We start from the raw sequence: 24,878 nt of genomic DNA on the forward strand, positions 1-24,878 counted from the left end.
GTGGCGTCTTTTCTGCATCATGAACCGTTTTCAGTGAGCGGTGGGTGTGCTGCCAGTGCTCGACGTTTCAGGGCGATCACGAGTGCGCAGGTGATCAGAACCAACGCCACCGCGAACGTAATCCGCATACCGCTGGCAACCGCGTCGGCGCGTGCCGTGGTGATGTCGTGTGTTGCGCAGGCGAGCACAAATACGGCGCCCAGCGCGGATGCACCGGTAATGAGCCCCAGATTGCGTGACAGGTTGAGCAGGCCTGCGATAACACCGCGCTGGTCTGGGCGAACATCGGCCATGACGGCGGTGTTGTTGGCTGTCTGGAACAGTGCATAGCCAACCGTGATCACCACGATGGGCGCGAGGTAGCCGTAGATGCCGAAACGGTGTGGCAACAGTGCCAGCAACAGGCAGCCGACCGCCACGCCGATGAGCCCGAAGAGGGTCATGCTCCGGGAGCCGAAACGGTCCGCCAGGCGACCTGCGGGGACGCCCGCCAGCGCAGCGAAACACGGCCCGGCCGACAAGATCAGCCCCACCTGCGTGGGATCCAGCTCAAGCGCCTGGTCGAGATAGAAGGGCCCGACCACCAGCGTCGCCATCATCACTGTTGAAACGAGTGTGCTCATGGCCAGGCTTGCGCTCAGCACTGGATCGCGCAGCGTTGCCAATTGAATCAACGGCGACACGGCTTTCGTTTCGGCAAGGATGAACAGGCCGGTACCAACGAAAGCCGTCAGTAGCAAGGCCATGTTGAGGGAGCCGAAATGGCCTCGGCCCATCGTCATGGCGAGCGCATACGCCGCGAGCGTCAGGGCCAGCAACAGCGTGCCGGTGAAGTCGAAGCCAACTCGCCGGGACTTCGGCTTTGGGTGATCGGTGGGCAGGTAGCGATATGCAAGCAGCAACGCCAAAACACCCAGCGGCACCGTGAAGAGAAAGAGGGCCCGCCAACCGAGCCCGGCGATCAGCACCCCGCCGAGCGACGGCCCCAGCGCGGTGCCTGTCGCGGACATCATCCCCAGCAACCCCATGGCGCGCCCGGATTTTGCCTTCGCGACGGTCTCGCCGACAAAGGCCATGGTCAGGGCCATCATTATTGCTGCGCCGAGCCCCTGCAACGCCCGAGCCGCAACCAATAACCCGAACGTGGGCGCGAAGCCACACAGGGCCGAGGCAGCGGTGAACAGCGAGATGCCGGCCAGCAGGAGTCGCCGACGGCCGGTGAGGTCACCGAGCCGTCCGACGCTGACGATCAGCGTGGTGATGGCGAGAAGGTAAGCCAGCACGATCCACTGGACAGCCTGAAAAGAGACATCGAACGCCTCGGCCAGGGTCGGCAGGCCCACATTGGCGATGCTGGTGCCCAACGAGGACAGCAACATGGACAGCGACAGGCTGGCAAGCACCCCGCGAGCCGACAGTGCGGGTTGTGTGGAGACTGCCTCATCGGGTGTTGCGTTGACTGGTTTCATCTTGCCCCCTTCCTGACGGCTCCCGAAATGGAGCTGTCAGAAATCTACGCCCGGCCCTAACATGGCGGAAGACGCATCACTTGCACTTTATTCGTGCGTTAAACGCCGCATCACAATCATGTCGTGCCGGGAGCGATGTATGTCGACACCTGATTTGAATTTGCTGGTCACCCTTGATGTATTGCTCGCCGAAGGCAGTGTTGCGCGTGCAGCGCAGCGGCTCAGGCTGAGCCCGTCGGCAATGAGCCGGGCACTGGCGCGGTTGCGTGAAGCGACGGGTGATCCGCTGTTGGTCAGGGCTGGGCGCGGTCTTGTTCCGACCCCGCGAGCGCTTGAACTGCGCGAGCAGGTCAGCCAACTGGTGCAGGACGCAGAAGCGGTGCTGCGCCCTGCGCAAACGCTCGACCTCAAACGGTTGGTCCGGACCTTCACGCTGCGCACCAGCGAAGGTTTCGTGGAGAATTTCGCCGCCGATCTCATTGCGCGTATCAGCGAGGAGGCGCCAGGCGTGCGGCTGCGCTTCGTGCATAAACCGGATAAAGACAGCATGTCGCTGCGCGACGGCAGTGTCGATCTGGAAACAGGCGTCGTGGGCAAGACCGCTGGCCCGGAGGTGCGCACGCAGGCGTTGTTCCGGGACCGTTTCATCGGCGTCGTGCGAGCGGGACACCCACTGAGCAAGGGCCAGATCACCCCCTCGCGTTATGCCGAGGGCAGGCACATCAGCGTCTCCCGACGAGGGCTCGACAAGGGGCCTATCGATGAGGCCCTGATGGCGCTCGAACTTGAGCGGGAGATCGTGACGATCGTTGCGGGGTTTTCGACTGCGCTGGCTCTTGCGCGGACCACCGACCTGATCGCCAGTGTCCCCGAGCGGCATACCGCGAACCTGCGTGCCGGCATGCACAGCTTTGCACTGGGGCTCCCCTTGCCGACATTCACCGTCGCCATGCTCTGGCATCCACGGCTGGATGCCGACCTGGCGCATCGCTGGTTACGAGGTTGCCTGCGGGAGGTGTGTGCGCAACAGGACGGCTGAGGTTGTGATTGTGTGGCCGTCACCGATGCCTCATTTCATTGATTGCGCGGACAGACTTTCGCCCATACTTCTTTCAATAGGCGGGCTGGGTCCGATAAGCCTCATTTCATGTGCCGCAGCCCTGGCCGGGGAGTCATATGAACCATCGATTTGCGCGATCCATCGCACTGGCCGCAGTCCTCGCTGTCGGTCCCTTGAGTGGCGCCCATGGGGTTGAATACACGCAAGTGAACGCGGCGGCCAGCCAGATCAGCTTCACATACGGCCAGATGGGGGCGAGGGTGTATGGCACGTTCGGCAGGTTTGAGGCCACGCTCGATTTTGACTCGGCGAACCCGGCCGCCGCCCATGCCATGTTGACCATTGAACTCAATAGTATCGACGTGGGCTCCAGCGACTCCAACAGCGAGCTGCAAAAACCGGCCTGGTTCAACACGGCGGTCTACCCGGTGGCGCGGTTTGAATCGACCCGCGTGACGGCGCTCGGCAACAACCGTTATGCGGTCACTGGCAAGCTCACGCTCAAGGGCATGACCCGCGTGGTCAGAGCGCAGGTCACGTTGAAACCCCAGAACGGCATCGGTGTGTTTAAGGGTGAGCTCATACTCAAGCGCGCCGACTTCAAGGTCGGTGAAGGCGAGTGGGCGGATTTCGGGGTTATTTCCAACGACATCAACATCATGTTTCGGGTAGTGGCGCCCGAACGGTAATGCTCACGCGTGCGTTGCGGGACTCTGTCGGGGAGTCCCGCAAGCGCTCAGGGCGGCGGTGTCACGCGAGCCGCGGGGCTTCAAGAGGAGGGGTGCCATCGTGGAACAGGGTTTTGAGTTGTTCCCGCAGTTGCGGCGAATCGGTGTGCTTGTGCACGGAGACCGCATGCTGCGCGGCAGCATCCAGCAGTTCATTTTCAGAGTCTGCGCACAGGGCGACAGAGCAATGGGTGTCGCTTGGGAATTCGCGGCAGTCGATGTATTTGCGCGTCATGATGTTCTCCTCGCAACGAAGCCAGGCTTGCACCTGGGTGGACGGTCGCTCGACACGCAGCATGTGTGCAGGGTGTCGAGCGCAATTATCTTTAAAGTATAGGTCGCTCGGGAGGCCAAAGATGTTTTTGGCGGGGTTCAAAACACAGTGCGCTGGAGGTTCGAGGCATGAGTGATAAGTTCGAGCCCCGCGAGCAGGGGGAACCGTTCAAGCGCTTGTTCTTTGCCTTGCCGTGCAGCGATGCGCAACGACGCGCCATCGCCCGGTGGCGCAGCGCGCTTGAGTTGAGTGACGGGCGGGCAGTGCCAGCGGCCAATTTTCATTTGACGCTGATGTTTCTGGGGGCGGTGGCCGTGACGCAGATTCCGGGTATCTGCGCTGCCGTCGCGGGTGTTCGAGTGCCGGGCGAGGCCTTGAATGTGCCTCTCGATCGTCTTGATGTATGGCGCCGCGCCGGTATCCTGTTACTGGCACCGGCGCAGACGCCGCAGGCATTAAGCCAATTGGTTTATGCCTTGCAGCAGGCATTGCTGCCTTATGGGATTGTGGAGGCCCCCCGGGAGTTTCGGCCGCATTTGACCTTGATGCGCAACTACCGGGCGCCGGTTCCTGAATCGACAAACCCGCCGGACTTTCACCTGAGCGCCAGCCACTTCAGTCTGTTCGAATCGCATAAGGGGCGTTATCGGGCGGTGGCCCAGTGGTCGCTTATCACCTAGTGGTCAGCGTCATTTATCGGGTGCATCGAGAGTGAACACCAAGGCCTTCAGGCCGCTTTCGAGGTCGGTGTCGGGGAATTCTGGCGGGTTTTCCAGGCGCTGTTCGAAGCGCAGGCTCGGCGCTTCGCGAGTCACGCCGTCGATGAGGAAGTCCGGGCCGAAGGCCGGGTCGTTCATGCAGGCCAGCACGGTGCCATGGCTGCTGAGCAATTCCGGCAGGCGGCGCAATACGCGCTGGTAGTCCTTGGTCAGTAGGAAGCTGCCTTTTTGAAACGAGGGTGGGTCGATAATCACCAGATCATAAGGGCCGCTGTTGATCACCTTGCCCCAGGACTTGAACAGGTCGTGGCCCAGGAAGGTCACTTTGGAGAGGTCGTGCCCATTGAGCCGGTGATTGTCGCGACCACGGCTCAGCGCCGCACGGGACATGTCCAGGTTGACCACATGCTCGGCGCCCCCTTCGATGGCCGCCACTGAAAACCCGCAGGTGTAGGCGAACAGGTTCAACACGCGTTTGCCCTGGGCATTGGCCCGCACCCAGTTGCGGCCATAGCGCATGTCGAGAAACAGCCCGTTGTTCTGTTTCTTGCCCAGGTCCACCCGATAACGCAGGCCTCCTTCGGTCAGCGTCCATTCGTCGATGGCTTCTCCCAGCAGCCACTCGGTGGTGCTTTGCGGCAGGTAGCGCAGTTGCAGCAACAGCGTATGGGCGCCGGATGTTGCCCAGGCGGGCGACTCGGTCACCTCCATCAACATGTGTTTCAACGCTTCCAACTGTGTGTGTTCAGGCTCTTTGAACAACGCGACCAGCACCACGCCTTGCATCCAGTCGACGGTCAGTTGTTCCAGCCCCGGCCAGCGTCGGCCACGGCCATGAAACAGGCGTCGGGTTTCCTCCGGCGCGTTGGCCAGGGCTGTCAGCAGGTGATGGTGCAGGGTGTGGAGAGCGTCAGGGTTCATCGGGCAGGGCCGGCAGTGTCGAGGGGCGGCATTTTAACCATAATTGCGGTGCTGGCGGGTCGGGAAGGCCGATTGCTGAAACAGGCAGTGAGTCGGTGTCGGCACTTGAGCCACTTCTGTACCATTGGCAACGTCAATTCATTCGAAGGAGTGAACGCTGTGAAATATGACGATGCCTCTTGGCATTACGAAGGGGAGTTTCCCGACCATCTTTGACGCAAATTCACACTCTACGATTTTTCGCACTGTTATAGTCTGCGCCAGCTTCGGGAAATGGATGATCAGAGGCGGTCCTGTTTCGCCTCGCGCCTGCATGGTTGATTTTTCGTCACCTGAAAGCCTTTCCCATACGCCTGCGCCTGCCGAGACCGTTTCCATTCATGCAAAATCCTGCCCAACGCTCCCTCTGGAAGGTCTATCTGGCCTTCCTGGCTCCCATGGTGCTCTCCAACTTCCTGCAGTCCATGTCGGGCACGCTCAATAGCATCTACATCGGCCAACTGCTCGGCACGCATGCGCTGGCGGCGGTGTCGGGGATGTTTCCCATCGTGTTCTTTTTCATCGCACTGGTGATCGGGCTGGGCTCGGGCGCTGGGGTGTTGATAGGGCAAGCGTGGGGCGCGCGCGAGCCGGGGATGGTCAAGGCGATTGCCGGGGCAACCTTGTTGCTGGGGGTGATCATTGGCGTCGTGGCGGCGGTGCTCGGCAGCGTATTTGCGCGCCAGGCGCTGGTGGGGTTGGGGACGCCGGCGGATGTGCTCGAGGATGCAGTGGCCTATGCGCGGGTGATGATGTGGATCATGCCGCTGTTACTGGTGTTTGTGCTGTTCACCCAGTTGCTGCGGGGTGTGAGCGACACCGTTTCGCCGCTGTTGGCGTTGCTGGTATCGACCGGAGTCGGCCTGTTACTGACGCCTGCTTTGATTCGCGGCTGGCTGGGTTTGCCGGTCATGGGCATTCAGAGTGCGGCGATCGCAGGCGTGGTGGGGAATGCCATGGCGATGGCTTTTCTGGCATGGCGCCTGTTGCGCAGGCAGCACGTCTTGGCGCCGGATCGGGCGCTGTTCGCGGCGATGCGACTGGACATGAACATCCTCGGTAAAGTGCTGCGCATCGGTTTGCCCACGGGCTTGCAGATGGTAGTAATTTCACTCTCTGAATTGGTGATTCTGTCGCTGGTCAACCAGCACGGCTCCCAGGCAACGGCGGCTTACGGCGCGGTGACGCAGATCGTCAACTACGTGCAGTTCCCGGCGTTGTCGATCGCGATTACGGCGTCGATCCTCGGTGCGCAAGCCATTGGCGCCGGACGCCTGGAGCGCATCGGGCCGATCCTGCGCACCGGGTTGCTGATCAACGTCGGGCTAACCGGTGGCCTGGTGGTGTTGGGCTACTTGCTGTCCCATTGGTTGTTGGGGTTGTTCATCACCGATCAGGCCGCCCGCATGCAGGCCGAATACCTGTTGCAGATCATGCTGTGGAGCATGCTGGTGTTCGGGTTTCAAGCGGTGGTGGGTGGCATCATGCGGGCCAGCGGGACGGTGCTGATGCCGGTGGCGATCTCTATTTTCTGCATCCTCGGAATCGAACTGCCCGTGGCGTACATCTTCAGTGCGCGCTTCGGTCTTGAGGGTGTGTGGATGGCGTTCCCGGTGGCTTACCTGAGCATGTTGGTGCTGCAGACCGCCTATTACAAGCTGGTCTGGCAGCATCAGAAGATTCAACGGTTGGTGTGAGCGGCCGTTATCAGTGCGGATGGTCGTCTGCCGGGGTCCCAAAGGTCTCATCCATCTCGGGGCGGTCATAGTCCAGTAGATAACGCTGGTGTTTGCGATAGAGCTGCAAGAGCACTTCCCGGTTCGGGCCGACCACGTCCATGCCGCGGTCGTCGTAAGGGAATGCCATTACCCGCTGTTCCAGATTGAACAGGTAAATGGCGCAGCTCAGCTGTGGTTTGATGTGTCCGAAATCATGCGCCATGGCGCACCAGAGTAAACTTTGAAGTTGCGACAAGGGTGCGCGGAAAGCCACGCTCGACCAGCACTGAGGAACGTTCTCGTCAAACCACTCCTCTTGAGGTGCCGGCTCAACCCAATAGCATCGGTCCTTGGGGATCTTGATGCCCGCCGCTTTCAGCTCCGAGTAAAGGGGGCGGTAGGCAGAGGGCAGGGCGTCCGAGTACCCGCGAAGGCAAACCACCAGCGACCCCTCCTCGGGGAACAGGTCATCGCTTATCAATCGGGCTTTTTGCAGGGCCTGGAGGAACATTTCAATGGCCGTGCCCGACTCGGACAGCTCAAATCGCAAGCCTGCGGGGTAGGAGTAAAAAAGCGGTCTTGCAAATGCTTTCCCTTCAAAAATTTCTTCAATTTGATTCCTGAGACTCACTTCGACCTCTAAACACGGTTTTGAATGGTTGGGGCTGCATCGGTTCATAACAACACCCTATCGTTTTGAATCGGCCACTTGTTTCCAGTCAATAGCGAAGCGTGCCAGGTATTTGCGCAGGCGGTCGGCATCATTGGGTTGGGCTTTGGCCTGGCGGGACACGCCAAACAGTCGTCGCCCGGCATCGGACAGGCTGTCGGACTCGCGGCAGACGTCGATCACCGCCTTGAGTTGCAGGCGATCGAACAGGTCTATCTCGGCGTTGTCGCCCAGCAGTGAATCCAGGTCATCTTCCGGTTGTGTCAGGCCCCAGGCGTAGCGCAGTCGGTCGATTTCTTCCTGGGTCTGGGCTTCATCGATGCGGCCACTGTCTGCCAGAGTGGCCATGCGGGTGATCGAGGCCGACAGCTCGCGGAAGTTACCCAGCCACGCCGCTTCGCTGGAACTGGCGAAGGCCAGGTAACGGCGTCGCGCCTCCAGGTTGAAACGTACCAGTTGGCCGTGCTCGCGTGCATGGCGCTCCAGTTCGAAATCGATGTTCGGCTCGATGTCCTCGCGGCGTCCTGCGAGGCCCGGCAGGTCGAAGGTCCAGAGGTTGATGCGCGCATACAGGTCTTCGCGAAACAGACCTTCGGCGACGCGACTGCGCAGGTCGCGGTGAGTGCCGGCGATGATCAGGAAGTCGCTCTCCACCTCGGTGTCCGAGCCCAGGGGAAAGAAGCGCTTCTCTTCAATGGCCTTGAGCAGCATCGCCTGTTCGTCCGCGCCCAGTTCGCCGATTTCATCGAGAAACAGCATCCCGCCATCAGCTGCGCGCAGCAGCCCTTCGCGGGTGTTTTGTGCGCCGGTGAAGGCGCCTTTGATATGCCCGAACAACGTCGACATGGCGCCGTCGCCGCGCAAAGTGGCGCAGTTGACTTCGACGAATCGGCCCTGGATCTGATGCCGGCTGCGCTTGAGTTCATAGATGCGTCGCGCCAGAAACGACTTGCCGGCCCCGGTCGGCCCGATCAGTAGCATGGGCGCTCGCGAGCGCACGGCCACACGCTCGATCTGCTCGATGGAGCGGTTGAACGCAGCATTGAGCGTGGCGATCCCGGCTTTCAGAAAGGCCAGGCCTTCCAGGCGCTTGTGGGCAAAGCGCGAGGCGATGCGGTCGTAACGCGACAGGTCAAGATCGATCAGCGCGTGGGTGCCGGTGGCGCGCTCTTCTTCGTTGCTGCGTCGCGCGGGGGAGGTCTGAATCAGTCTTGCCGGCAGGTAGCGTGCTTCGGTGAGCAGGAACCAGCAGATCTGCGCGACGTGGGTGCCGGTGGTGATGTGGACCAGGTAATCCTCGTGTTCGGTGTCAAAGCGGTAGTCGGTGGTGAAGTCATGCAGCGCGCCGTACACCTCTTCGAAGTCCCAGGGGTTGCGCAGGGTCATGGGGTGCAGGCGTACGTCGGTTTCCGGTGAGACCTGGCGGATGTCTTCGCGAATCCGCCCGGCCAGGCTGATGTCCCGTGCGTCGACACCGTGAATCAGCTCCAGGCGGTTGATCAGCACATCTGGCTGCTGGCACAGGCCTACGCTTGGGCGCCAATGGCTCCAGCGATTGGCGCCCTTGCCGACGCGATCGAGGGTGGAGCCGATAAAACCGATGGCGACGGTGCGCTTGCCTTGCGTGTTTATACCTAAAGATAAAAAGCGATATCAAAGGATAGATAATTAACGAGCATTCTGTCTCGTCATGAATCTTTGAAAATCAAAAACTAAAAAATATCTATATAAATCAATAACATAAAAATAATTAAGTTCGAAAAATTAAACCTGGCACGTCGGCTGCAATACCTATTGCAACGAATGAGACAACAGAGCGAGACGCCACGATGGCCAACTTCAAGCTGTTCAACACACGAGAGGCAACACTGCCAGCCTGCGACACGCTGAACGCCGCCCAGGCGCCGGCCTATGCCTACACGGCCAAACACACGCTGGCCCAACTGGCTGTGACCGGTTGCCTGAACCAGACCTTTTACGCCTCAGCCGAAAGTCAGCTGGAGGATGTGTTGAAACGGGTGGCTGAACTCGACAGCGCTTATGTGGCCAAGGCCGCTCTGTATGCTCGTCAGAAGGGCCACATGAAGGACATGCCGGCACTGATGCTTGCGGCCTTGACGGCTCAGCGTTCGGCGTTGGTGCCACAGGTGTTCGAGCGGGTGGTGGACAGCGGCAAGATGTTGCGCAACTTCGTGCAGATCCTGCGCAGCGGTGTGACGGGCCGCAAGTCCCTCGGTTCGCAGCCCAAGCGTCTGGTGCAGAACTGGTTGAACAACGCCAGCGAGCGTCAGTTGTTGCAGGCCTCGGTCGGTAACCAGCCTTCGCTGGCCGATGTGGTGAAGATGGTTCACCCCAAGCCGAACGAAGCCTGGCGTGAAGCGTTTTTCGCCTGGTTGATCGGCAAACCGGTGGATGTGCAGGCCTTGCCTGAACTGACACGCTCGTTGCTGGCTTTTCGCAGTGGCGCCAGTCAGGACGTGCCACAGGTGCCGTTCCAACTGTTGAGTAACGAAACGCTGAGCAAGGAGCAATGGGCGGCGCAGGCATGCAGCATGGGATGGCAGGCGCTGCGCATGAACCTCAACACCCTGGCACGCCACGGTGCGTTCCTGGTACCGGGTTGCGCCGAGTTTGTCGCGGCACGGCTGGCGGATGCAGAAGCAGTCGCCAAGGCGCGGGTTTATCCTTATCAGTTGTTGGCGGCGTACCAGATGACGGGCAACGACGTGCCGCAAGTGGTGCGTGAGGCGTTGCAGGATGCGTTGGAGCTGTCATTGGCCAACGTGCCGATGTTGCAAGGTTCGGTGGTGGTATGCCCGGATGTCTCGGGCTCGATGCACAGCCCGGTGACCGGTTATCGCCAGGGCGCAACCAGTGCGGTCCGTTGCATCGATGTCGCGGCGCTGGTGGCTGCAGCAGTCTTGCGCAAGCAGCCGGCAGCCAAAGTGATGCCGTTTGAGGTGCAGGTGGTGAACATCCAGCTCAACCCTCGCGACAGCGTGATGAGCAATGCACAGAAACTGGCGGCCATCGGTGGTGGCGGGACCAACTGTTCGGCACCACTGGCGAAATTGGCGAATGCCAAGGCCAAGGTTGATACGCTGATCCTGGTCTCGGATAACGAATCCTGGATCGATGTGCGTCGCCATGGGGCGAGCGAAACGATGCGGCAATGGGAGCGAATCAAGCAGATCAACCCGCAGGCGCGGCTGGTGTGCATCGATATGCAGCCCGGCGCGACCACTCAGGCGCCGGACCGTGAGGACATTCTGAATGTCGGCGGCTTCAGCGACGCGGTGTTCAATGTGATCCAGCAGTTCACCGAGGGTACTTATGGGGCGCAGCATTGGGTGAAAGCGATCGAGGCGATGGAGCTTTGATCGGGAACGAATGAAGTAACGCGTCCGCCGCTGACACGGCGGGCGCCGCAAGAGTTGATGTTCACAGGTGCTGAATGCTGACGGGACTACATTTGAGACGTCTCATCGAACCCTTGTCAGCATGTGTGAAAGGCACGAATGCCAGTGGCTGTACATCTGAGACCGGCTATCAGCCGGTGCGCGGTAACGCGCAACAGTCACTTCTTTTGTCGTGCCACCTTTTATGCGGTTTTTGCGACGAATGCCGGTGGAACTACATTCCAGATTCGCGATGCAGGGTTCGATTCCCTGCCGGTCATCACTGAAAAGAGTGACCGTAGTTCAAAGGTCAGAATACGAAAGCTACGTTTCACCACACCCTTGTCGTCGCATCTTTTTGGCCCGCTTCGGTGGGCAGGCAGCGAATGCCACAGGTACTACATCGTGTCGCGGGTTCGACCCCCGCCCCGGTAACGGGTAGCTCAGTGGGTAGAGCAGTGTGCCTGTTCCTTTGTCGCTGTCAGCAGGCCTTGGCCTGCACTTTTTACGCTTTGCCCGGCGAATGCCGGTGGAACTACAGGACAACGTGGACGCGGGTTCGAATCCCGTCAGCCGAAAGGCTGTAGCTCAGCGGTAGAGCGCGATGCATGTTTCACCCTTTGTTGTCGCCGCAGGCTCAAGAACAACGCCGAATGATCGGCCATCAGAAAAGAACTGAAGTCATGCAAGAACAACCAACATTCCAACTGCTCGAAGTCGCCAACGGCAAGCCGATCAAGATGTGGACGCAAGGCGTTCCGGTCGAAAACGAAGCCAAACAGCAACTGATGAACACCGCGAAGATGCCATTCATCTTCAAGCACCTGGCGGTGATGCCTGATGTGCATCTGGGCAAGGGCTCGACCATCGGCAGCGTGATCCCGACCGTGGGCGCAATTATTCCGGCGGCCGTCGGGGTGGACATCGGTTGCGGCATGATCGCCGCGCGCACGTCGCTGACTGCCGCGGATCTGCCGGACAACCTGCATGGTCTGCGCAGTGCCATCGAGCGAGCCGTGCCTCATGGCCGCACGTTGAGTCGTGGTCGCCGGGACAAGGGAGCCTGGGACGATATCCCGCAGCAGGCTGACCAGGCCTGGGCGGCGCTCGATCCACGGTTCAAGGCGATCACGGACAAGTACCCGGCGCTGATCAACACCAACAACCGCAAGCACCTGGGCACGCTCGGCAGCGGTAACCACTTTATCGAGGTGTGCCTGGATGAGGCGAACCGGGTCTGGTTCATGCTCCACAGCGGGTCTCGCGGTGTCGGCAACGCCATCGGCAATCTGTTCATTCACCTGGCCCAGGCCGATATGCGTCAGCACATCGCCAACCTGCCGGACCGCGACCTGGCCTACTTCGAAGAAGGCAGCCGGCACTTTGATGACTACGTCGAAGCAGTGGGCTGGGCTCAGGACTTTGCCCGGCAGAACCGTGCGTTGATGATGCAGGCAGTGATTCAGGCGACGCGCCAGGTGATCAGCAAGCCGTTCGAGGTTGCCCTGGAAGCGGTGAACTGCCACCACAACTACGTGCAGAAAGAGCGGCATTTTGGTGAAGACGTGCTGGTCACCCGTAAAGGCGCGGTGTCAGCCAGGAAGGGTGAGCTGGGGATTATTCCAGGCTCCATGGGGGCCAAGAGTTTCATTGTGCGCGGGTTGGGTAACGAGCAATCGTTCTGCTCCTGCAGCCACGGTGCCGGCCGCACCATGAGCCGTACCAAGGCCAAAAGCATGTTCACCGTCGAAGACCAGATCCGCGCCACCGCCCACGTGGAGTGCCGCAAGGATGCAGCGGTGATCGATGAAATACCGATGGCCTATAAGGACATCGACCAAGTCATGCACGCCCAGCGCGAGCTGGTGGAAGTGCTGCACACCTTGCGTCAAGTGGTGTGTGTAAAGGGTTAGAACCATGAAATACATCAAGGCGCTGGAGCGTCTGCAAAGTGGTCCCTACCCACTGACAGACTATGAAATCGGGCAGATGGAGCGGCTACATTTTTCCTTGGAGTCCTCTGGTGATTGCAGTGGGTGGGTCGCGCTAAGCCGGTCCGGTAGCGGCTTCGTTCGAGAAATCGCGGTACGTGCGCTCTCGGTTTATGCATCGGTTGATGCCTTGGTCGCGTTGCTCGAACGGCTGAATGACTGGGTCCCCCAGGTGCGGCAGCAGGCTGTGATCAGCCTGGAAAGCTACCTGATACCCGAGCGCGTCGGCCTGCTTTTACAGGTGCTGGCTCCACTGATGTCGCTGGCCAACAAACAACGGGCTGATCACGGGGTAATGCTGGCCAGAGTTCGCGATGTAATGAAGGCGCCGCAGGCCCGTGGGGAGGTAGAGAAAGCCTTTATTGCCTGTCAGGGAAAGGTTGCACGGTTTCTCTTCAGGTTGTTGCTTGAAGGCGTCGTGGATCCTGTTGAACTTCTGAAGGTGGCACTGACTCATCGTGAAATGACGGTGCGACAGATGGCGGTCGAGGGTTGCGCTGCACTTCCCGCAGAACAGGCCGTTGTGTTGTTGGAACACGCCTTTGAATCGCCTGGTTCCAGCATTCGGGTCAAGGCACTGCGAGCATTGTTGACACGTGTCGAAGACCCGCGTGAGTACGTGCGAGTCGCTCTGCTGGATGTTTCTGCGGCCATGCGTTGCCTGGCCCGTTGGGCGGCGCCGCGCTGGCAGCTCGATTGCCGGGACGTGTTGTTGGCGAGGCTCGCCGGGCCGCTTCCCAGTACCAAGCGCGAATGGCTTGGGTTGATAGGACTGGCCAGGGAGCTGAATGAGCCGCAGGCGGACGCCCTGTTGCAGCAAGCGCTGGCAACACCGTTGGTGAATGTTCGAATACCGGCGCTTGAGGCCCTGGGTGAAAGAGGTTTGGTGCAGCAGATCAACGCACTGGATGATCCTTCGGACAAGGTGTTCAGGTGTGCGGTTGCCCTGCTTCGACAACAACCCTGGGCCAGCGTGGACGGGGCGCTGGAGGTTCGTTTGGACGCGCAGTGGCATGAGTTGCCGAGTCATCGCCGAATGGCGTTGCTGAGACTCAAACCGTATTGGCGTCAGGTGGAGTATCTGCTCCGGCGCCGTGACCAGGCGACTACCGATGTTGCCCATTGGCGTGAACGGATTGGCCGCTGGTGCGAGGCCGGGTACCCCTTGGTCGATCCGCAGACACCCAGGGCTCTTCGCGAAGTGCTGTTACAACGTTTACAAGTATTGGAAGGTGCCGGTGAATTGAGTCCGGGCACAATGAAGCGCCTGCGTTAAGGGCGATGGATTGAGAGCAGGGAGTTGCTGTTGGTGTTGAGCGTTATCGATGGAGTCCGCAACGGCGGCCCCTCAGCGCATTGATTGCCAGCACCACGGATTGAAAGGAAAGAGAACGATGGAATTAGAAGATCGCCACCCGCTGAGCAGCGCGATGCGTGAGCGGGTATTGGAAGCGCTGGAGCGCATAGGCACTACGCATAAGGATGGACATGAAACAGGATGTTATTGAACTGGACGGCGCTATCGGCGGCGGTCAGGTGTTACGCAGTGCGTTGAGCCTGTCGATGGTTACTGGACGGGCCTTGTGCATCAAGAATATTCGGGCCAGGCGCAGCCGCCCCGGGTTGCTGCGTCAGCACCTGACGGCCGTGCTGGCGGCGGCCCAGGTGTGCGGGGCAACCGTGCAGGGCGCCGAATTGGGCTCGCAGACCTTGTCGTTCACGCCGGGGCCGATTCGCGGTGGCGACTTCAGCTTTGCCATTGGCACTGCCGGCAGTTGCACGCTGGTGTTACAGACGTTGTTGCCGGCCTTGCTGCTGGCGCCCGAGGCCAGCCGAGTGAAGGTCTGCGGTGGCACCCACAATCCTTTGGCACCGCCCGCTGACTTTCTTGAGCTTGCCTGGCTGCCACAACTGCGGCGCATGGGGGCCAAGGTCGAGTTGCAGTTGTTGCGTCACGGCTTTGTGCCGGCCGGGGGCGGTGAGATTGAGGTGTTTGTTCAACCGTCACACCTTGCGCCGCTGCATCTGCTGGAGCGGGGGGCTTTGCTGGCACAGCGCGCCACGGCGCTGATCGCAGGAATCGCGCCGCATGTGGCCGAGCGTGAATTGCAGCAGGTCGGCAAACGGTTGGCGATGACGCAAGACTCATTGCAGCGAGTGGACCTCGACCAGGATCGCGGGCCGGGCAATGTTCTGCTGCTGGAGTTTGTCTGTGAGCACGTGACCGAGGTGTTCAGCGCATTCGGCCAGTCAGGCCGGCGTGCAGAAGCGGTGGCGGATCAAGCGATCAATCAGGCCAGGGACTGGCTTAACGGCGAGGCGGCGGTTGCCGAGCACCTGGCCGATCAACTGCTGTTGCCGATGGCGCTGGCAGGTGGCGGAAGTTTCACCACGCCGCGCATGACCGAGCACCTGCACAGCAACATCGCGGTGATCGAACGCTTTCTGCCAATCATCATCGATTGCCGGGAGGACGGGCCCGACAGGTTGAAGGTTGAGTGCCGTCCGTTGGCGTAATGAGTCGGGCTGACGTTATCTCAGCTGATTAATTGCGAGGTGTGTGCGTTGAAGGGGCAAAGGCATGTGCATGCCCCACTGCCGTGATGTACACCGTGCTGCCTTGTTCAGGGGCATTGATACCGGTACTGCGGACCAGCAACGAGCGGTTGGCCGCAACACCGTTGAGGGCGGAATCAGTCGCCGTCAGTTCCACCGTCAAGGTGCAGGTGTTGCCCCCAAAGTCCCGTTCAGTGACCACCCCGAAACACCCTTGTGTCGGTGCGTGACTTGCGTTCAGGCTGGAAACATGGAGCTGCTCGGGTCGCAACATGATCCGCGCTGCACCCTCAGGCGAACTGGCATTGACGTGGATGTGCCCCAGGTCGCAAGCGGCCCGGCCATCTTTGATCAACGCCGGAAGTATCACAGCGTCACCGAGGAAAAACGCCGTTTCTTCATCATGCGGTTGCAGGTACAGGTCCATGGGGGCACCGGCCTGTACCAGTTTTCCCTGGCGCATGACAGCCAATTGATCGGCAAAGGACAGCGCTTCCGCCTGATCGTGGGTCACCAGGATGGTGGTGACGCCAGCCTCGGTGAGCAACCTGGCGACCATTTTGCGCATCGAGGCTCTCAGGCCGGTGTCCAGCGCGGAAAAGGGTTCATCCAGCAGCATCAGCCTTGGGCGTTGTGCCAGGGCGCGGGCCAGGGCTACACGCTGTTGTTGGCCACCGGACAGTTCGTGGGGCCAGCGCTGGCCCATGGCGGGAGGCAGCGCAACCATGTCCATCAGTTCGGCAATCCGTTCTTGCTTCGAGGCGGCGTTGCCTGCAAGGCCGAAACCGATGTTGCCGGCCACCGTCATGTGCGGGAACAGCGCGCCGTCCTGCGGCACGTAGCCGATCAGCCGCTGGTGCGCCGGTACTTCGGTCGTGTTGTCGACCAGGGTCTGACCATTGAGTGTGATGCTGCCCGTGTCGGGCAATTCGAAGCCGGCGATCATCCGCAGCAGGGTGGTTTTGCCGGACCCCGAAGGACCGACAATCGCGGTACGGCTGCCGGTTGCGATGGACAGATGGATGTTTTCCAGTGCCCGCTGCGAACCAAAGGATTTGGAGATCGAGGTCAGTTCTAGAGCGTTCATCGGCCTGCCGTACGTTTGGATTGGTGATAAAGAAGACCGGTCAGCGGCAGCGAAAGCAGGATCATGATCAGTGCATAAGGCGCAGCGGCGGCATAGTCGATTTCGCTGGTCATCGCCCAGAACCCGGTGGCCAGTGTGCGTGTACCGTTGGGTGCGAGCAGCAGGGTGGCCGTCAGTTCATTGGTAATCGCCAGAAACACCAGTGCTGCGCCAGCGGCGGCACCCGGTGCGGCCAGACGCAGGGTGATCAGCCATAGTGCGCGGGCGGGTGAACGACCGAGGCTGCGGGCCATGTTTTCCAGCTCAACAGGGGCCTGGGCAATACCGGCCCGCAAACTGACCAGGGCCCTGGGCAAAAACATCAGCAGGTACGCCAGCAACACCGTCACGGTGGTCTGGTAAATGGGCCGGGCAAAATGGATGGTGATGGTCACCAAGGCCAGCGCCACGACGATGCCCGGCAATGAACTGGTGATGTAGTTGCAGCTTTCGAGCACGCGGGGCAGGCGTCCCGGTGAGCGGATCGACAGCCAGGCGATCGGGATGGCTGCGCACGTGGTGAGGGCTGCACCGGCCGCGCCCAACAACAACGTCTGCTGCAGCGCGGGTAGCAGTTCGTCGAGTTGCCAGACGTGCGTGCCGCCTGCAATCAGCCATTTACCCAGCGTGATCAGCGGTACTCCAAGCGCCAATACGCTGGTCATGACCATGAGCAGTTGTGCCACCCACTGCGCCTTGCGATTCAGGCGCACTGTTCGCTGCTCTCGGGCACTTCCAGAACCTACGCGCGCGTAACGCGCCTTGCCACGAGCGGCCGACTCAAGGGTCAGCATCGCCAGGCAGCACAGCGCAAGCACGCCGGCCAGCATTTGCGCGGCGGGGCCGTTGAAGGTGGACTTGAACTGGTCAAAGATCGCCGTGGTGAAGGTGTCGAAACGAATCATTGCGTACAGGCCATATTCGGCCAGAAGGTGCAGCCCGACGAGCAATGCACCGCCGCAGATTGCCAGTCGCAGTTGCGGCAACACCACTCGGAAGAATACGGCCCAGGGCTTGAGCCCCAGCGACTCGGCGACATCTTCGATGGCCGGATCAAGGCGCCGCAACGTGGCGGCTACCGGTAAATAGAGGAACGGGAAGTAGGCGATCACCGAGACCAGTACCCCGGCAAACAGCCCATGAATTGGCGGTACCAGGCTGACCCAGGCGTAGCTGTGAACGAAGGCGGGCACCGCCAGCGGCGCGGTTGCCAGCAATGACCAGGCCCGACGCCCCGGCAGGTTGGTGCGTTCGGTCAACCAGGCCAGCGCGACACCTAATGCGATGCACAGCGGTATTGTGATCAGCACCAGCAGCACGGTGTTGAGCATCAGTTCTGCAACCCGTGGCCGGAAGACCAGCGCAACGAGGGTCGACCATCCGGTCTGCACGGACACGCCAATCACGAACAGCAGCGGCAACAGCGCCAGCAGTGAAACCAGCACCGATAATCCGATCACCCACGTGCCACTGCGGCTCCCAAAGGAGCCGCGTGATCGCTTGCGCAGGTGAACTGGAGCCGCCGAAGCGACTCCCGCAATGGGTTCGGACATCAATTACAGCAGCCCGGCCTGAGTCATCAACTCGACAGCCTTCTTGCTGTTGAGTTTGGAGACATCGACCGCAGGCGCATCCAATTGTTGAAGCGGTACCAGTTTCGGGTTGGAGTCGGCGTTTGCACCCACAGCGTACTCGAACGAATTGCCGGTCTTGAGAATGCCCTGGCCTTCTTTGCCGGTGACCCATTTCAGGAACGCCTGGGCTTCATCCTGGTGTTTGCTGGACGCCAGCACGCCACCGCCGGAAAGGCTGACAAAGGCACCCGGGTCTTTGTGTTTGAAGTAATAGAGGGCCGTGTTCTTGCTGTTCTCACCGGTTTTGGACTGGTCGACAAAGCTGTAGTAGTGGTAGATCACGCCGCTGTCGATCTGGCCGGCATTGACGGCTTTGAGCACCGCGCTGTTACCCCGGTAGACGGAAGCATTGGTCTTCATCGCCTTGAGCCAGTCAAGGGTGGCGGCTTCACCTTTGAGTTCCAGTACGGCGGCAACGATGGCCTGGAAGTCGGCGCCCGCAGGCGAGGCGGCCCAGCGACCTTTCCAGCCTGGGGACGCCAGGTCGAGGAGGGACTTGGGCAGGTCGGCTTCGGTCAGCTTGCTTTTGTTGTAGACAAACACCGTGGAGCGCGCCGCGATGCCGACCCACTTGCCGTGAGCCGGACGATAGGCCGCGCCAACTTGCGCCAGAGTGGTCGGGGCAACCGGCGCGAACAGGCCGGCGTTGTCCACCAGCACCATGGCCGGCGAGTTTTCGGTCAGGAACACATCGGCAGGGGACGACACGCCTTCCTGCACGATCTGGTTGCCCATTTCGGTGTCATCACCATTGCGAACCGTGACCTTGATCCCTGTCTCACGAGTGAAACCTTCTACCCAGGCCTTGGTCAGGCTTTCGTGTTGCGCGTTGTAGACCACGATGCCGTCGGCACTGGGCGCCGCATAGGCCTGACCGGCGCTGACAAGCGCAGTGGCCAGCAGGGCCTTTTTGAGGAAAGAAGGGATACGAGTGATCATTCTGTCTGCAGCTCCTGGAGGGTTTTTGGCAACGGGTTCGCACCGCAAGCAGGCCCGCGCCTTAAGCGTAGACCAAGGCAATCAATGCGAATTGTTTGCATTCGAATTCTGCCGGGGAATTTAGAGCGGGGAATGAGAAAAAAACGTCAAATAAATGGTTAACGAATGTCATTTCCATTGGGCGAACGACAAGGCGCAAGTGCTCGTCCAGGTACTGCTTGAGCCGGGCGATGGCTGAATCGAAAACGTTTCGGTGACTGGCTGCGTTTTACCGCCAAAAGTAGCTCGCACCTGAAGTGTGTCCCCTGGCTGCATTGACAAGATCACTTTTGCAAATGAGACGGATTAGCAATCTTGTTTATTTGGTCAAACCAATCGATTAGACTCCGCCCCGCCGGGGCCTGACGGCCTTCAGCAGGATTAAAAAGACAATAAAGTAGGTCGCATGGGAGCGGGGCGTGAATTTCAAAAAAACTACAATGGCGTTGACGGTGGGGTCGGCATTCTGTCTGGCCAGCAGTGGGTATGCGGCAGAGGCGGCGACCACCCTGGAGATCGCACCGATCACTGTTACGGGCGAAAAAATCAGCCGTACGCTTGAGCAGACACAGTCCAGTGTCGTGGTCGTCACCCATGAGAAACTGCGTGAGCACGCTGACAAGGACCTGGTAGATGTATTTGCCCGTACGCCCGGTGTCTACAACCAGGCAGGCAATGAAAACTGGGGGATACGTGGCGTTCCGGTTTCCGGGTTCGATGACCAGGGCCCTGCGACGCTCAACGGTGCCGTTTCGGTGTACATCGACGGTGCGCAGCAACCCAACCGCGCCCTCACGCTCAGCCCTATTGGGCTCTGGGACGCGGAGCAGGTCGAGGTCTTTCTCGGCCCACAGTCAACCACCCAGGGTCGTAACTCGCTGGCCGGTGCTGTCGTTATCCAAACCCGGAATCCGACCTTCGAGCCGTCGCTGTCGGCGCAAACCAATGTGGGGAACTATGGCGAGCGCGGTGCGGCCATTGCAGGCGGCGGGTCAATCGTCGACGACAAGATCGCCGGGCGCATTGCCGTGGATTCTCAGGAGGGCGACGGTTACATCCGCAACGTCACGCTGAACGACGATGCCAACCCGCGCCGTACCAGCAATGTTCGCGGCAAATTGCTGATTCTGCCCAATGACGATGTGGATGTACTGCTGACTTACGCCCACGGCGAAAACCGTCAGGGTGACAATTCGGTGATGCGGTTGAATGACAAGGTGCGTTATTACAAGGTCGCGTCCAACACGGCGGCATTCGACAACCTCAAGCAGGACACCCTCAGCGCCAAAGTGGACTACCGCCTCAATGAGGCCTGGACCCTGACCAGCCTGACCGCCAACACCCGTTCCGACTACAGCGCCCGACTGGACTTCGACGAGACTGCCAACTCGAACGAAGTCATCCTGCGCAAACAGGACGGGGACCTGTTCAGCCAGGAGCTGCGCCTGGGTTACCAGTCCGATTCCGTACGCAGTTTCGTCGGTGCCTACTACGGTCACACGACCAACAACTTCCATGACCGCTTGATGTTCGATAACGAGCTCTTCGGGACCTCAAAGGGTGACACACGGATCGAAAACCAGGCGTTGTTCGGAGAAATCAACTGGACCTTCGCACCGCGCTGGACCTTGATTACCGGCCTGCGTTTCGACCACGAACAGAACGACACTGACATCAGCCAGGATGACTTCTCCAGTGCGGGCAAGGTCAGCAAGTCGTTCAATGCCGCACTGCCGAAAATCGGTATCGACTATGAGCTGGCGGCTGATCAGTACGTCGGCTTCATGGTGCAGAAGGGCTACCGTGGTGGCGGCGTCAACGTGCGTGCTGGTGGGGGGCACAAGGCCTACGATCCTGAATACACCACCAATTACGAGCTGTCCTATCGCGGTTCCTGGCAGGAGAAGAGCCTGCGTGCCCGGGCCAACATCTACTACACCGACTGGAAGGACCAGCAGGTCAGCATACTGAGCAGCGATAGACGTTTCGTCCAAGTCTTCAACGCCGGTCGCAGTGACATCAAGGGGTTGGAAGTCTTCGTCGAAAAAGACCTCGGCACCCAACTGACACTGACTGCCGGTGGCGCTTACACCGATGGCAAATACAAGAAATTCGTCACCGGCAACGGGCAGGACATGAGCGGCGAGTCGTTCCTGAATTCGCCCAAGTACAAACTTTCGGTGGGCGGCACTTATCGGTTCGAGAACGGGCTGACTTTCAATACCGATGTCACCTATCAGGACGGCAGCCCTTCGCAGTACGAATTCAATGCAGCTGGCAAGGTGATCGGGGAGCGTAACAGCGATGACCATGTGTTGGTCAACTTCAACACTGAATACAAAATCACCAAAAACGTTGCCGTGTCCGGCTTTGTGAAAAACGCGTTCGACAAGGAGTACGTCACCAACAACCGCAGTGGCGACACTATTGATGTGGGTGCCCCTCGCACCCTTGGCGTGGTGCTGCGTTACGACCTGTAAACCGTCTCGACGCGGGGAGTGCTCCCCGCGTCTGGTTTCAGTGCTGCGGGACACTTCAGACGATATCGTCGATCAGGATATGGCTCAGCTCCCTGGAACATTTCTCTATCCGGGCTTCAACTCGATAGACCTCTCGCAACATCCTCACCGTGATCACCTCTTCACTGGGGCCGCTGCCCTGAGTGGTGCCGTTGGCGATCACCAGCACCTGGTCGGCAAACCGCAGGGCCTGATTCAAGTCATGGATCGCGATAAACACAATGACTTGTCGACGCCGAGCAAGGGACTTCATGAAGTTCAGCACCTGCACCTGACGGTGCATATCCAGTGCGCTGGTTGGCTCGTCCATCAGCAGGATCTCCGGTTCGCGCACCAGGGTCTGGGCAATGGAGACCAGTTGTTGCTGGCCACCGCTGAGTTCACTCAGATTGCGTGACGACAGTGCGCTGATCCCCAGTGCATCGAGCACCTGATCCACCTGCTTGAGTTCATCATCCTGTACCACCCAGCCGGGGCTTTGCTGTTTACGCGCCAACAGCACCGATTCGTAAACCGTCAGCCTGGCACTGCCATTAAGGCCCTGAGGCATATAACAAATGCTGTCGGGGCCTTTTTTCGAGTGCTGCACGATCACCCGTCCGGGCCCTTCGAGCAGCCCGGCCATGCGTTTGAACAGGGTGGATTTGCCCGCTGCGTTCGGTCCTACCACCGCAATCACCTGGCCGGCGGTAAAGGTCCCGGTACTGATGCCTGACAGGATCGGGCGATTGTCGTAACGGGCGCCGATATTCTCTAGTTGAAGGGTCACCATGATTGTTTCTTCCCGCCCAGGATCAACGCGATGAAAAAGGGCACGCCGATCAGCGAGGTGACCACGCCGATGGGGAAGATCGCCCCGGGAATCAATGTCTTGCTGACCACCGAACTGGCGGAGAGGATCAGCGCGCCAGTCAGCAGGGACGCCGGTAGAAAGAAGCGCTGGTCTTCGCCGATCAGCATCCGGGCGATGTGCGGCCCCACCAGGCCGATGAAGCCGATGGTGCCGACGAACGCTACCGGAAATGAGGCAAGCAGGCTGACCATGATCAGCGTCTGAAATCGCAGGCGCCGCACGTTGATGCCGAAACTCGCGGCCTTGTCGTCGCCCAGGCGCAGGGCGGTCATGGCCCAGGCGCGGTGGGCGAAAATCGGCAGGGTGATCAGGATCACGGCGCAAATCACTGCGAGCTTGGGCCAGGTGGCTTTTGTCAGGCTGCCCATGGTCCAGAACACCACGGCGGCGACTGCCTGTTCGGTGGCGAAAAACTGCACCAGCGCGAGCAACGCATTGAAGGTGAACACTAGCGCAATGCCCAGCAAGACGATGGTTTGGGCCGTGACGCCACGGCGCAGGCTGAGGAAGTGGATCAGCAGGGCCGAGAGCATTGCCATGATGAACGCGTTGATCGGCACCATGTACTGCGCCGCCAGTGGAAACAGCGCCACCCCGAAGGCCAGGCCCAGGGCCGCGCCGAAACTGGCGGCGGCGGAAATGCCGAGGGTGAACGGACTGGCCAAAGGGTTGTTGAGGATGGTCTGCATCTGCGCGCCGGCCAGGGACAGCGCGGCGCCGACCGCCACCGCCATGAGGGCCACGGGCAGGCGGATCTCCCACATCACCACACGGACCTGAGCCGCCGCCGTGTCCGGTGACAACAATGCACTCAGCACTTCGCCCAAACGGTAGCGGGCCGGCCCCAGCGCCAGGTCGAGCAGCACGCTGAATATCAACAGCAACACCAGCGCCACCAGGACCAGGCGCTTTCGCAGCACGCGGTGACGGTAAATAGCGCTTTGGGCAATGTGTGTCGTATCCGGGGAGTTCATGGCGTGACCTGCGAGGGTTTCAGGCTGACGAAGTAACCCGGTTCGTAAGGCACGGGAAGGAAGCGTTGATGCAGTTCGCGAAATGCAGCTTCGGGATCAAGATCGGCGAACAGCGTGGGGTGAAACCACTTGGCCAGTTGCTGGATCGCCACGAACTGATAAGGGCTGTTGTAAAACTGATGCCAGATCGCGTGGAACTCATGTTCGTGCTGGGCCTTGATACCGCTGTAGGCCGCACGCCGGGTGTACCACTGCAATTTGCGCTGTGCTTCTTTCAGGTCGGCACCGGGGCCGAGGCCGACCCAGTGACCTGACGGCGCGAACGCCTCCCAATTGGCGCTGGTGACCACCACCTGATCGGGATTGGCGACAATTACCTGCTCGGGGTTCAATTGCCCGAAGGTGCCGGTAATGATGTGTTTGGCGATGTTGTCGCCGCCGGCCATGTCGACGAACCGGCCGAAGTTCTCATCGCCAAAACTCAGGCAGCAATCGTCGGTGTAGCCGCCAATACGTTCGATGAACACCTTCGGGCGTGGCGGTTGATTGGCGGCAATGACCTCGGTGACGCGACGAATCTGCTCGTTGCGAAATGCGATGAATGCTTCGGCCTGTTGCGGCTTGCCGAACAGTTGGCCGAACAGGCGCATGGTTGGCTCGGTGTTCTGCATCGGGTTGTTGCGAAAATCGACGTAAACCACGGGAATTCCCAGTGCGTCGAGCTTCTCGATGTAGCGGGCGTCTTCGGTGGCGTGTTGGGCCTCGATGTTGAGGATGATCACATCGGGTTGCTGGGAAATCGCTTGCTCGATATCGAACGTGCCATCCTCGAAGCCGCCAAATGCCGGGATCTTTGCGATGTCGGGAAATGCCCGCTGGTAAGCGTTGTAGGTGTCCGGGTCGGACTGGATCAAGTCCTTGCGCCAACCGACAATCCGCTCGATCGGGTTGTGCGTATCCAGCGCCGCGACCAGGTACAACTGACGACCTTCGCCCAGGATCACGCGCCTGACGGGCAGGTGAACCTTGACCTCACGGCCAAGCAGGTCGGTGACACGCGTCAGTGCAGGGTCGTTGTCTGCGCTGGCCGCGAGCACAGGGCGCGGACTGACGGAACAAAACAGTGCCGCACCAAGCAACCCACCGAACAACAGGGTTGCGAGCACGCGGCGATGCTGAGGGAAAAATGCCATGGCAAAGATCTCGGCCTGGGGCAGCGTGCGCAACGACTCACGCCGTTGCACAGGCTGA

General features: G+C 60.3%; 21 protein-coding genes. 9 read left to right on the forward strand and 12 right to left on the reverse strand.

Annotation, left to right across the window (positions count from 1 at the left end; genetic code table 11):
* Positions 1-17: 17 nt before the first annotated feature.
* Positions 18-1,469, reverse strand: coding sequence for an MFS transporter (locus tag AC1Z1G_RS10790; protein WP_483626903.1), 1,452 nt, complete (start codon positions 1,467-1,469; stop codon positions 18-20).
* A 139-nt stretch (positions 1,470-1,608) separates the two neighbouring features.
* On the opposite strand from AC1Z1G_RS10790, the gene AC1Z1G_RS10795 reads away from it, so the two are divergent.
* Both AC1Z1G_RS10795 and AC1Z1G_RS10800 read left to right on the forward strand, forming a co-directional pair.
* Positions 1,609-2,508 carry a LysR family transcriptional regulator gene (locus tag AC1Z1G_RS10795; protein ID WP_483626904.1) on the forward strand — a complete coding sequence of 300 codons (900 nt, stop codon included), beginning with the start codon at positions 1,609-1,611 and terminating at the stop codon, positions 2,506-2,508.
* A gap of 137 nt (positions 2,509-2,645) precedes the next feature.
* On the forward strand, positions 2,646-3,218 hold the full coding sequence (locus AC1Z1G_RS10800) for a YceI family protein (RefSeq protein ID WP_483626905.1): 573 nt from the start codon (positions 2,646-2,648) through the stop codon (positions 3,216-3,218).
* Positions 3,219-3,279: 61 nt separating this feature from the next.
* Here the strand turns inward: AC1Z1G_RS10800 and AC1Z1G_RS10805 are convergent, their stop codons facing one another.
* Positions 3,280-3,492, reverse strand: a complete 213-nt coding sequence (locus AC1Z1G_RS10805; RefSeq protein WP_483626906.1) for a DUF1059 domain-containing protein — start codon at positions 3,490-3,492, stop codon at positions 3,280-3,282.
* Positions 3,493-3,659: 167 nt separating this feature from the next.
* Between AC1Z1G_RS10805 and thpR the strand changes: the two genes are divergently transcribed.
* Positions 3,660-4,211, forward strand: a complete 552-nt coding sequence (gene thpR, locus AC1Z1G_RS10810) for an RNA 2',3'-cyclic phosphodiesterase (protein ID WP_483626907.1) — start codon at positions 3,660-3,662, stop codon at positions 4,209-4,211.
* A gap of 9 nt (positions 4,212-4,220) precedes the next feature.
* Here the strand turns inward: thpR and AC1Z1G_RS10815 are convergent, their stop codons facing one another.
* On the reverse strand, positions 4,221-5,171 hold the full coding sequence (locus tag AC1Z1G_RS10815; RefSeq protein WP_483626908.1) for a class I SAM-dependent methyltransferase: 951 nt from the start codon (positions 5,169-5,171) through the stop codon (positions 4,221-4,223).
* Positions 5,172-5,309: 138 nt separating this feature from the next.
* Entirely contained in the window at positions 5,310-5,549 is a 240-nt protein-coding gene (locus AC1Z1G_RS10820; protein ID WP_483626909.1) for a hypothetical protein, read from the reverse strand.
* A 2-nt stretch (positions 5,550-5,551) separates the two neighbouring features.
* Here AC1Z1G_RS10820 and AC1Z1G_RS10825 point away from each other — a divergent pair, with 2 nt between their 5' ends.
* Positions 5,552-6,907 (forward strand): MATE family efflux transporter, encoded by a 1,356-nt coding sequence (locus tag AC1Z1G_RS10825; RefSeq protein ID WP_483626910.1) that lies wholly within the window; start codon positions 5,552-5,554, stop codon positions 6,905-6,907.
* 10 nt (positions 6,908-6,917) lie between these two features.
* Here AC1Z1G_RS10825 and AC1Z1G_RS10830 read toward each other — a convergent pair whose 3' ends face one another.
* Both AC1Z1G_RS10830 and rtcR read right to left on the reverse strand, forming a co-directional pair.
* Positions 6,918-7,607, reverse strand: coding sequence for a DUF3885 domain-containing protein (locus AC1Z1G_RS10830; protein ID WP_483626911.1), 690 nt, complete (start codon positions 7,605-7,607; stop codon positions 6,918-6,920).
* A 9-nt stretch (positions 7,608-7,616) separates the two neighbouring features.
* Positions 7,617-9,230, reverse strand: coding sequence for an RNA repair transcriptional activator RtcR (gene rtcR / locus AC1Z1G_RS10835; protein ID WP_483627803.1), 1,614 nt, complete (start codon positions 9,228-9,230; stop codon positions 7,617-7,619).
* 197 nt (positions 9,231-9,427) lie between these two features.
* Between rtcR and AC1Z1G_RS10840 the strand changes: the two genes are divergently transcribed.
* The 4 genes from AC1Z1G_RS10840 to rtcA all read left to right on the forward strand — a co-directional run bounded on the left by AC1Z1G_RS10840 (position 9,428) and on the right by rtcA (position 15,504).
* Positions 9,428-10,978, forward strand: coding sequence for an RNA-binding protein (locus AC1Z1G_RS10840; protein WP_483626912.1), 1,551 nt, complete (start codon positions 9,428-9,430; stop codon positions 10,976-10,978).
* A gap of 701 nt (positions 10,979-11,679) precedes the next feature.
* The gene (locus AC1Z1G_RS10845) at positions 11,680-12,909 is read left to right on the forward strand and encodes an RtcB family protein (RefSeq protein ID WP_483626913.1); all 1,230 of its coding nucleotides are present in this window, start codon (positions 11,680-11,682) and stop codon (positions 12,907-12,909) included.
* A gap of 4 nt (positions 12,910-12,913) precedes the next feature.
* On the forward strand, positions 12,914-14,263 hold the full coding sequence (locus AC1Z1G_RS10850; protein ID WP_483626914.1) for a HEAT repeat domain-containing protein: 1,350 nt from the start codon (positions 12,914-12,916) through the stop codon (positions 14,261-14,263).
* Positions 14,264-14,475: 212 nt separating this feature from the next.
* Complete coding sequence (rtcA, locus tag AC1Z1G_RS10855) at positions 14,476-15,504, forward strand: RNA 3'-terminal phosphate cyclase (RefSeq protein WP_483626915.1); 1,029 nt, start codon at positions 14,476-14,478, stop codon at positions 15,502-15,504.
* A gap of 28 nt (positions 15,505-15,532) precedes the next feature.
* On the opposite strand, the gene AC1Z1G_RS10860 is transcribed toward rtcA, so the two are convergent.
* The 3 genes from AC1Z1G_RS10860 to AC1Z1G_RS10870 are packed head-to-tail and all read right to left on the reverse strand — an operon-like array spanning position 15,533 to position 19,242.
* Entirely contained in the window at positions 15,533-16,630 is a 1,098-nt protein-coding gene (locus tag AC1Z1G_RS10860) for an ABC transporter ATP-binding protein (RefSeq protein WP_483626916.1), read from the reverse strand.
* A complete protein-coding gene (locus tag AC1Z1G_RS10865) occupies positions 16,627-18,222 on the reverse strand; it encodes an ABC transporter permease (RefSeq protein WP_483626917.1) in 1,596 nt (531 codons plus the stop codon). Before AC1Z1G_RS10865 ends, AC1Z1G_RS10860 begins: the two co-directional genes overlap by 4 nt.
* 3 nt (positions 18,223-18,225) lie before the next feature.
* Positions 18,226-19,242 (reverse strand): iron ABC transporter substrate-binding protein, encoded by a 1,017-nt coding sequence (locus AC1Z1G_RS10870; RefSeq protein WP_483626918.1) that lies wholly within the window; start codon positions 19,240-19,242, stop codon positions 18,226-18,228.
* Positions 19,243-19,700: 458 nt separating this feature from the next.
* On the opposite strand from AC1Z1G_RS10870, the gene AC1Z1G_RS10875 reads away from it, so the two are divergent.
* Positions 19,701-21,761 carry a TonB-dependent receptor gene (locus tag AC1Z1G_RS10875; RefSeq protein ID WP_483626919.1) on the forward strand — a complete coding sequence of 687 codons (2,061 nt, stop codon included), beginning with the start codon at positions 19,701-19,703 and terminating at the stop codon, positions 21,759-21,761.
* A 55-nt stretch (positions 21,762-21,816) separates the two neighbouring features.
* Here AC1Z1G_RS10875 and AC1Z1G_RS10880 read toward each other — a convergent pair whose 3' ends face one another.
* From AC1Z1G_RS10880 to AC1Z1G_RS10890, 3 genes are read right to left on the reverse strand one after another with little or no spacing between them, the layout of a single operon-like run.
* The gene (locus tag AC1Z1G_RS10880) at positions 21,817-22,572 is read right to left on the reverse strand and encodes an ABC transporter ATP-binding protein (RefSeq protein ID WP_483626920.1); all 756 of its coding nucleotides are present in this window, start codon (positions 22,570-22,572) and stop codon (positions 21,817-21,819) included.
* Positions 22,566-23,627 (reverse strand): FecCD family ABC transporter permease, encoded by a 1,062-nt coding sequence (locus AC1Z1G_RS10885; RefSeq protein ID WP_483626921.1) that lies wholly within the window; start codon positions 23,625-23,627, stop codon positions 22,566-22,568. Before AC1Z1G_RS10885 ends, AC1Z1G_RS10880 begins: the two co-directional genes overlap by 7 nt.
* Entirely contained in the window at positions 23,624-24,820 is a 1,197-nt protein-coding gene (locus tag AC1Z1G_RS10890) for an ABC transporter substrate-binding protein (protein ID WP_483626922.1), read from the reverse strand. The genes AC1Z1G_RS10885 and AC1Z1G_RS10890 overlap by 4 nt, the downstream gene beginning before the upstream one ends.
* Positions 24,821-24,878 lie beyond the last annotated feature (58 nt).

This window comes from Pseudomonas sp. JL27(2026) (genome assembly GCF_056933555.1).